Source organism: Campylobacter sp. RM16189, from assembly GCF_012978815.1.
GTDB lineage: Bacteria > Campylobacterota > Campylobacteria > Campylobacterales > Campylobacteraceae > Campylobacter_A.
In genome coordinates this window covers 184,784-193,762 of record NZ_LIWR01000005.1, presented here as the reverse complement: position 1 = coordinate 193,762, position 8,979 = coordinate 184,784, and the positions used below count along the sequence as shown (strand labels likewise).

7 protein-coding genes and 1 pseudogene are annotated in these 8,979 nt (G+C 34.1%); 1 reads left to right on the top strand and 7 read right to left on the bottom strand.

What is annotated here, in order from left to right:
- Positions 1-162: 162 nt before the first annotated feature.
- From CDOM16189_RS05300 to CDOM16189_RS05290, 3 genes are all read right to left on the bottom strand, one after another.
- Positions 163-1,704: an inorganic phosphate transporter gene (locus tag CDOM16189_RS05300; RefSeq protein ID WP_169974508.1), complete on the bottom strand. Its 1,542-nt coding sequence runs from the start codon at positions 1,702-1,704 to the stop codon at positions 163-165.
- Positions 1,705-1,796: 92 nt separating this feature from the next.
- Positions 1,797-2,714 (bottom strand): 4-hydroxythreonine-4-phosphate dehydrogenase, encoded by a 918-nt coding sequence (gene pdxA, locus CDOM16189_RS05295; RefSeq protein WP_169974510.1) that lies wholly within the window; start codon positions 2,712-2,714, stop codon positions 1,797-1,799.
- Positions 2,702-3,475 carry a pyridoxine 5'-phosphate synthase gene (locus CDOM16189_RS05290; RefSeq protein WP_169974512.1) on the bottom strand — a complete coding sequence of 258 codons (774 nt, stop codon included), beginning with the start codon at positions 3,473-3,475 and terminating at the stop codon, positions 2,702-2,704. The genes pdxA and CDOM16189_RS05290 overlap by 13 nt, the downstream gene beginning before the upstream one ends.
- A gap of 88 nt (positions 3,476-3,563) precedes the next feature.
- Here CDOM16189_RS05290 and CDOM16189_RS05285 point away from each other — a divergent pair, with 88 nt between their 5' ends.
- Entirely contained in the window at positions 3,564-4,001 is a 438-nt protein-coding gene (locus tag CDOM16189_RS05285) for a GatB/YqeY domain-containing protein (protein WP_169974514.1), read from the top strand.
- 48 nt (positions 4,002-4,049) lie between these two features.
- On the opposite strand, the pseudogene CDOM16189_RS10065 reads toward CDOM16189_RS05285, so the two are convergent.
- From CDOM16189_RS10065 to CDOM16189_RS05265, 4 genes and pseudogenes are all read right to left on the bottom strand, one after another.
- Positions 4,050-4,760, bottom strand: a pseudogene (locus tag CDOM16189_RS10065) (methyl-accepting chemotaxis protein); the annotation flags it as partial.
- Between the two features lie 575 nt (positions 4,761-5,335).
- Complete coding sequence (locus tag CDOM16189_RS05275) at positions 5,336-5,848, bottom strand: PAS domain-containing protein (protein WP_170000800.1); 513 nt, start codon at positions 5,846-5,848, stop codon at positions 5,336-5,338.
- Between the two features lie 17 nt (positions 5,849-5,865).
- Positions 5,866-7,110 (bottom strand): type II secretion system F family protein, encoded by a 1,245-nt coding sequence (locus tag CDOM16189_RS05270; RefSeq protein ID WP_170000799.1) that lies wholly within the window; start codon positions 7,108-7,110, stop codon positions 5,866-5,868.
- Positions 7,107-8,849, bottom strand: coding sequence for a GspE/PulE family protein (locus CDOM16189_RS05265; RefSeq protein WP_170000805.1), 1,743 nt, complete (start codon positions 8,847-8,849; stop codon positions 7,107-7,109). Before CDOM16189_RS05265 ends, CDOM16189_RS05270 begins: the two co-directional genes overlap by 4 nt.
- Between the last annotated feature and the right edge of the window lie 130 nt (positions 8,850-8,979).

Below are 8,979 nucleotides of genomic sequence, written 5' to 3'. Positions count from 1 at the left end.
AAAGATATTTTCAAAAATAATTAATATAGTTTATGGTGCAAAACTTTCAAGGTTGCTTGATGAAATTTAAACTTAATATAATAACTATATATTCTTTAGAAAATACAAGAAGTAAAATTTGAGGCTTATTTCGCCTCAAATTTATAGTATCAAAATGAAATTTTATAGCCCAAGCAGGCTTTTAAGCACCATATAAATTATCGCCGCCGATCCGCCCGCTATCGGTAGAGTTATAACCCAAGCAAGCACGATAGGCTTGACCATAGCCCAGTTTGCATCCTTATTAAAGACTCCTATTCCAAGAACAGCTCCTATTAGAATATGTGTTGAGGAGACAGGAATACCAAGCTTTGTAGCAAATAGTATCACAGCGCTAGCTCCAAGCTCGGCGCTAAAACCAGTGGTTGGCAGTATCTCTGCAAGTTTAGATCCTATGGTCATGATAACTTCTTTGCCTAAAAACCAGAGTCCTACAACGAGTGCGATACCAAACGTTATCATGGCTATATTTGGAATAGGTGCAGTAGCGTTTATGCTTCCGGTTTTTAATACGTCTAAAATAGCTGCAAAAGGTCCGACAGCATTTGCTATATCGTTTGCTCCATGGGAAAAGGCAAATGATGAGGCTGTAAAAATTTGAAACCAAGAGAAAATTCTATTTGTGCTTTTTTCGGCATCGCTTTTACTCATTACATTTATCATTGCCAAGGTTGCAAGGTATGTTACTATACCTATAACACATATGATCCAGATGGTTCCTATGAGTCCTACATCAAAATTTAGATGTTTAAGCCCCTTAAATAGCATCATCGCAGATATTATAATCGCTCCTACTGCTGCTACGATAGGGATATGCTTTCTCATAGCTCTAAAGGTATCTATTGTTTTTTCGCGCTCTTTCATAGATTTTATAGCCATCTTGTATTCGCTTTTTTCAGCGTCTATATTCTCTTCGTCTATTATTGCTATTTTGCTTAGTATTCTTATCTGCTCTTCTACAGGCTTTGTTTTTAGATCTCTTAGATACTGCTCTTTAAAGCTCTTTCTCTCTTTTTTAAGCTTTTTAAGCTCAATTGTGGAAATTCTAGTCGGATTTATAATCCTTGTTTTTATGTAGCTATATATCGAGTAGGATAAAATTCCTCCAAGGAGTGGAGAGATAACCCAGCTGATAGCTATCCTTCCAATACCCTGCCAAGATACCATTCCTAGAGCATCTTTTCCATCCATAGTCATAAAACCCATAGTAAGTCCAGCACCTACAATACCTCCTACTATAGAGTGAGTAGTGGATATAGGAAGTCCTTTTTTAGAGGCAACAAATAGCCATAATCCAGAGCTTAAAAGTGCTGACATCATAATAAGCACAAAGAGCATCGGGTCAATTCCAGTCTCAGGAAAGCGTATAATACCCTCTCTAATTGTCTTTGTAACCTCTCCTCCGGCGAAAATAGCTCCACTTAGCTCAAATACGGCAGCTATTATAAGAGCTTGTTTGATCGTAACTGTTTTTGCCCCGACGCTTGTTCCAAATGAGTTTGCAACGTCGTTGCCGCCGATATTAAACGCCATAAATATACCAAATATACTGGCTATTAAAAATAGTAAGAAGTGGTGAGACGGGATGTATTCGTACCCCCAGATAAAAAATCCTATAGTAGCTATTGAAAATACAATAAATGCGAACAGATTATCGCGCGACAAGGTGACCTCCACAATAAGTCAAAGTATAATAATTATATCTATAATTTTTTAAAATAGCCAAAATTTAAGACATTTGCACATAAAATATGATTTTAACTCTCGCATAGTTTTACTGCAAATTTAATTGCCTCTATATAGCTTGAAGTATCAGCAATGCCCTTGTATGCGATATTAAATGCGGTTCCATGATCGACGCTTGTGCGGATAATGGGTAAATTTAGGCTTACGTTTATGCTTTTATCAAAGTAAAGCGCTTTAAGAGGGGTTAGTCCTTGATCGTGATAGATAGCTACTAGTCTGTTTAAATTTTTAAGAGAGCTTGGATTAAAGGCTGCATCTGGAACAAGAGGGCCTATAAAAATATCTTTTTTAAAATATATGTTAGCTTTTTCTATGGCTATTTTTATTTCATTTTCTTCTTTACCGCCAAGTACTCCGTTATCGCTTGCATGAGGATTAAATCCTAAAACTCCTATTTTTTCAAATTTTGTGCATTTTTGAAGTGATATGAGAAATTTATAAAATTTTTTTGATTTTATCTCTTTTGATACCTTGCCAAGGGGTATGTGATCGGTAAAAAGCGCCACAAAAAGTTCATTGCATCCAAGCATCATTATCGCATCTTTTTTAAATTTATGCCTTAGATAATCCGTGTGACCTACAAAAGGCACTTTGGCTTTACTCCACGCCTCTTTATTGATTGGTAGAGTTGTTATCGCATCCGCTTTACCTTTTTTGGCTAATTTAATAGCATTTTTAAAAGAGTCAAACGAAAATTTACCGCTCTTTTTGCTGATTTTGCCAGGCTTTATATCAAAACACTCTCCGCATTCATAAAATTTCATATCACTTGGAATACTAAGATTTAGCTTTTTAGCGACACTACTTAACAAATCTTTGTTTATACAGTAGATTGGCACCATAAATTTAGAAATTTCCTCATGAGTTTTTAGCGCAATTTCTGGTCCTATGCCATTAATATCACCTAAGCTAATTGCTATTTTACGCACTCTATCATCTCTTTTATGGCTTGTTTAAGTCCTACAAAAACACTTCTGGCAATTATACTTTGTCCGATATTTAGCTCTTTAATTTCCGGAATAGATGCTATATCTTTTACGTTTTGATAATTCAATCCATGTCCGGCAGCTACCTTAAGACCAAGATAATCTCCAAATTTAGCGGATTCTTTTAGCTTATCAAGCTCTAAATTTAGAAGTTCTTTTAGCTCTATTTTGCTTTTTTGCAAATCTTTAATAGAGTAGTTTGTATTGGCTAGATTCGAGTTTAGCATCAGATAAGTGTTCGCATACGCACCCGTATGAAGCTCTATCCAATCGGCTTTTAGCTCGTGTGCCAGCTGAACGCTCTCTTCAATAGGATCTATAAACAGAGATACCTCTATCTCGTTTTCTTGGAGTTTTTTTATAACTTGATCTAAATTAGATATTTCTAAATTTAATCCACCTTCGGTAGTTAGCTCCTCACGCTTTTCTGGCACCAACGTAGCTCTTGAAGGTTTTAATTTTAAAACTAAATTTATTATCTCAGGGTCAACAGAACACTCTAAATTTACAGGAATTTTGGAGTTGGCAATGATATTTTTTACATCCATTTCATTTATATGACGACGATCTTCCCTCAGATGAATTGTGATTTGATCGGCACCCGCTAAATAGGCTTCAAAGCTAGCTAGTAGAACATCAGGATCATTTACTTTGCGTGCCTCTCTTAAAACAGCTATATGATCAATATTTACACCAAGAAGCATTTTTTGTCCTTTTTAAGACGATTATATTAAATTTTGCTTTAAATTTACAATTGTTATAATCTAAAATCAAATTTTAAAGGATAATACCATGACTATTAGAGAGCGAATTTTAGAAGATATTAAGACTGCTATGAAAGAAAAAGACAACTTCAAGCGTGATACATTAAGACTTATAAACTCTGCAATAAAACAGGTTGAGGTTGATGAGAGAGTTGAAATGAGCGATGAAAAAGTACTTGCAATACTCCAAACTCAGATTAAACGTAGAATTGACTCTGTCGAGCAGTATAAAAAAGGCGGCCGGGATGATTTGGTGCAAAATGAAGAAAACGAGATAAAGATTATCTGCGAATACATGCCAAAACATCTAAGCGAGGATGAGCTAAGAGCCGAGATAGAAGCGATAATAGCTGAGCTTGGAAGCGGAGCCAATATAGGTGCAGTAATGAAAATAGCAAAAGAAAAAATCGGCGCTAGAAGCGATGGAAAAAGTATAAGTAAGTGTGCTAAAAAACTTCTTTCTTAAATGTATAAATTTACAAAAGAGATTAATTAAATCTCTTTTGTAATTAAATTATTTTTTATCGTTTGAAATACTCTCTTCAACCATAGCATCAATGATCTTAAATGTATTACTGCTAAGCTCTTTTAGTTTTGTAAATCTATCTACAAATTTTGAAATATCTTTCATCGAGTAGCCATTTTCTGACTCTTGTAAATTTTTGTGAATCAAGCTACTCATCTCATCTGCAGGAAGTTTTATCTTGTCATAGCTTTTTGAGTTGCTAAAGTAATTTTTGCAATCATTTTCATACCATTTTCTCATATGTTCAGATTGTTTTTGCATATCCTCATCATTTCCTCTTTCGTTTATGACGTTATTGTATGCAGTTTGTTGATATGTTACCTGGGTTATTTTTCCTATAATTCCAACTGTCTTATTCTCTACATATTTTGAAATTTTAGCGGTTTTTGTAGCGCCTTGGCTAAATACATTAATAGCCTCTCTGAAATTTGCAACACTTACATTTGCTACTTGGGCTATCTGTGTTATTTTATTTGAGTTATCGTTTAGTTCGTTTGTCTGTTGTTGAAGTGTTTGGATATTTATTCCTATTTCACTTGTTGCTTTTTGTGTATTTTCAGCTAGTTTTCTCACCTCATCTGCTACTACGGCAAATCCTCGTCCGTGTTCTCCCGCACGTGCCGCTTCTATAGCTGCATTTAAGGCTAGAAGGTTGGTTTGCTCTGCTATATCTTTAATTAGATTTACAACTGATGAAATTTCATCAGTTCTGTTTGTAAGGTTTCTTATAGCTTCGCTTGAATCGGTTATCAAGCTTTCCAAATCGCTCATATTTGAGCTGAGCTCATTTACCGCTACTATGCTTTCGCTAGCCCTGTTCGATGTCTCTTGAGCCATAGTAGCTATCTCTGTTAAGTTTTTGATACTTTGATCAAGATCATTTTGAACATCAACAATGCCACTATTTCCATTGCCAAGCTCGCTAAATTTCTCTGATAAAACTCCTCTTGTTTTACCTTTTTGTCCGGCTTTAATACCCTCAACGCCTTCACTCATAGACTCTGCATTGCTTTTAAAAAGTCCTCTAAAACCCTCTACAAATATATTTCTATAGGCTATTCCATTTTCTGCTGATTTTACGCATGTGCCCATCTCTCTTTGCAAAGCTTCTATTTGATCTAGAAGATCATTGATCCCAAGCGCAATTTGACCTATAGGTTCATTTGGATCTATATCCAAAATTCTAGGTTCTAAAATACCGTTTCTAGCTTGTGAGATAACGCTTAAAATTTCATCATAGTTTACTTTTTTGCCAAAAAACATAATTTTTCCTTTTATAGTCTTTGTAAGTTATTCATTAGCTCATCATAGCTTGTATTTTTTTCTTGTAAAATTTGCGTCAACAGTTTTCCTGAAGCATCTATTCCACCACTTTTTTCTGCATCTAAAAGCCTTTGATATAAAGGTATTATTATTTCAAGTGCTTTAGGATTTGGTTTTCTGCGTACGGAGTAATATCCTATGATGTTGCCTTTTTCATCGATTGATGCGGTAACATTTGCAAAAACCCAATAATAAGATCCGTCAAAACTTCTGTTTTTGACATATGCAAAAATTTCTTGTTTGTTTTTAATGTATTCCCATAAAAATTTAAAAATAATTCTTGGCATATCAGGATGTCTTACTATATTATGCGGTTTGCCTATAAGTTCTGAACTTTTAGCGCCAACAATATCTGCAAAAGGCATATTACAATATGTTATTTTTCCTTTTGTATCCGTCTTTGAGACCAAAAAAGCATCACTACTTACTTGTCGCTCTTTTGAACCATTTGATGTGTAACTCATTTTTCCTTCTTTTTAGTTTAATTTTTTACGGCACTAGCCAGATCCCACATAGGCATAAATATACCAAGTGCTAAAAATACTACCATGACAGCTATAAAACCAATTAAAATAGGCTCTATGTATGCTGAAATGTTATCAACAATATCGTTAAATTTTACTTTATAATAATCGGTTACCTTTTCCATCATTCCATCAATATTTCCACTTTGCTCTCCCGCGCTTATCATCTGTATAAGCATATTTTCATACAGCTCGGTGTCTCTAAAAGCTTCCGTGAGCGGAACTCCTCTTTGAACCCCTATTTTTACCGTAGAGACTTTTTTGTTAATCTCTTGATTTGAAACTGTAAGAGTTGCCGTATCAAGAGCTTCCGCTATAGGAATCCCGGCTCTTACAAGTTCTGTAAATATTAGATTGAATCTATTCATAGTCGAAAAAAAGATAATTTTTCCTATCAAGTAAACTTTGAGCATATATTTATCAAAGCCTGATCTAAAATCATCACTTTTTCTGTACATATACTTTATCGCATATATAGTAGCTATAAAGCCTATTAGAATATATAGACCATAATTGCTTAATGCACTTTCAATTCCAAGCAGTATTCTGGTAGGAAGCGGTAAATTTGCACCAAGCTGCTCAAAGATCTCTTTAAATTTAGGAACAACATATATCATCAATATTAAAAAAGCTATCGCTATAGCGCATACTACAATAATAGGATATCTGATTGCTTTTTTAAATTTTTGTTGATTATCCCAAACTTCTTGTAAAATTTCAGCTAACTTAGCAAGCGATTCCGCCATATTTCCAGTATTTTCTCCAAGTTTTACCATGGCCACAACAACATCTCCAAGCTCTGATCTGAATTTTGAGATAGAATCAGTTAAGCTTTGTCCCTGATTTAGATCATCATTAAGAGTAGAGAATATAAATTTTAGTTTTTTATCATCTGTGGCATTTGCTACTTCTTTAATACTATCATGAATCGAAATTCCGGCATTTGTCATAACACTTAGCTGTCTTATGGCCGCTACTAAATTTGGTACTTTGACCTTAGTGCCTTGGAAGAAATTTTGAATCTTAGAAATAATATCTTGAAATTGCTCTTCAAGAGGTATTGTTTTTGTCTCGCCAATTTTTACTATAGCGCCTGCGTTTTTAAGCTTGGCAGCATTTTTTGCTTCATTTTGGTTGTTTGCTTTAAGTACCATCTTTTGACGACGGCCCTTTGACATATATTCGACTTCAAAATATTTCATACTTTAGCAACCCTTAAAATTTCATCTATTGTAGTTATGCCTTTTGCAGCCCTTATAACCCCATCTTTAAACATGTCTATAAAGCCCTCTTCGTAAGCTACTTTTTTTATCTCTTCTTTTGTGGTTCCGTTTGCTATCATGCTAGCTATAGTATCGCTAATAGGTAGAATTTCACTTATCATTTCACGTCCCATATATCCTGTTTGTGAGCATTTTTCACAACCTACATGCTTATAAAATTGATAATCTTGCGGTAGATAGCTTTCAAACTGCTCTTGCATCTTTAAAGGAAGAGCGGTTTTTTGTTTACAGTAAGGGCATAGTTTTCTAACAAGTCTTTGAGCCTCTATAGCCACTAATGATCCACTAATTAAATAAGATTCAATACCCATATCCACAATTCTAGTTACAGCACTGATTGCATCGTTTGTGTGTAGAGTAGAAAAAACCAAGTGACCCGTAAGTGCCGCTTGTATAGCTATACGAAGCGTCTCTTGATCTCTAATCTCTCCTATCATTATAACATCCGGGTCTTGTCTTAATATAGATCTAAGAGCCGAAGCAAACGTCAGACCAACCTTTTCATTTACGTGAACCTGCTGTATCATATTTAGTTGATACTCTACAGGATCCTCGACTGTAATGATTTTTGTTTCAATGCTTTTTATATCGTTTAATGCAGCATATAAAGTTGTGGTTTTGCCTGAGCCAGTAGGTCCGGTAACCAATATAATACCATATGGAGCCTTCATTGCCTTATTAAATTTAGCAAAACTTTCAGGATGCATTCCTAAATTTTCAAGACTAATAAGAACCTTCGATTTATCAAGAATACGTAAAACTATACTCTCACCATTTAAAATAGGCAAGGTAGAGATACGAAAATCATACTCTTTGCCTGCTACTTGAGCAGAAAAACGACCATCTTGAGGCTTTCTTCTCTCGGCAATATCCATATTTGAAAGTAACTTCATACGAGAGACCATTGGCGGGAATATGTCTTTATCAAAAATAAATGTCTCCGTAAGCATGCCATCAATTCTGCTTCTAACTATACAGTTATTTTCGGTAGGCTCTATATGTATGTCACTAGCCCTACCTAAAATCGATGTTTTTAAAATAATTTCAATAAGTTTTAATATACCAGAACTCTCCTCATTTCCTGCAGTCACAGTACTTGAAAGTTCTTTCCTAATATCTGCAATTATCCCTTTAACACTTTCGCTAAGCTCGATTTTACTTAGATGTTTATCTATTTGGGACGGATCTGATACCACTACTTTTAGAAGCTTTCTACTGAATATATTTTGTAGTTTGTCTTGAGCCTCGATATCAAAAGGGTTCTTAAAAGCTACATAAACTCTTATTTCATCCTCTTTTACCGGAAGTGCTTCATGCTTTTTAAGTTGAAGCAGTGATACTTTTTCTGATAGTCTATAATCTATGTCTATAGTGTCAAGATCGATATAGTCAAGATCAAATTTTTTTGCAGTAAATTTCAAAAACTCAGGCAAGTCTATAATAAATTTCTCAACTATATTGGATAATTTTATTCTTTGAGTTCTATATAACTCTGCCAATATATTCATAATCTTTTGTTCTGATATATCTGCAGATATATCTTTTATAGCTTGTTCAAAATTTACTTTTTCGCTTAATAGTTTCTCTATATCCTGTTTTTGCTGCTCAGATATTATATTGTTTTTCAAGGCAGTAGATAAAAATAAATCATAAATCATATCTGCCACTTTATTCTCCTTTTTGACTTGCTATAAAAATGAATTCTAATTTAATATATTAAGTTTTATACACTATGCTAATACTCCTTAATATATAATCAAATTTATAAAAAATTATTAAACTTGATTA

Bases quoted from the DNA above. Each gene is read 5' to 3' on its own strand.
- CDOM16189_RS05290 (WP_169974512.1), bottom strand. From the start codon at position 3,475: ATGCTTCTTGGTGTAAATATTGATCATATAGCTGTTTTAAGAGAGGCA.
- CDOM16189_RS05285 (WP_169974514.1), top strand. From the start codon at position 3,564: ATGACTATTAGAGAGCGAATTTTAGAAGATATTAAGACTGCTATGAAA.
- CDOM16189_RS05275 (WP_170000800.1), bottom strand. From the start codon at position 5,848: ATGAGTTACACATCAAATGGTTCAAAAGAGCGACAAGTAAGTAGTGAT.
- CDOM16189_RS05270 (WP_170000799.1), bottom strand. From the start codon at position 7,110: ATGAAATATTTTGAAGTCGAATATATGTCAAAGGGCCGTCGTCAAAAG.
- CDOM16189_RS05265 (WP_170000805.1), bottom strand. From the start codon at position 8,849: ATGATTTATGATTTATTTTTATCTACTGCCTTGAAAAACAATATAATA.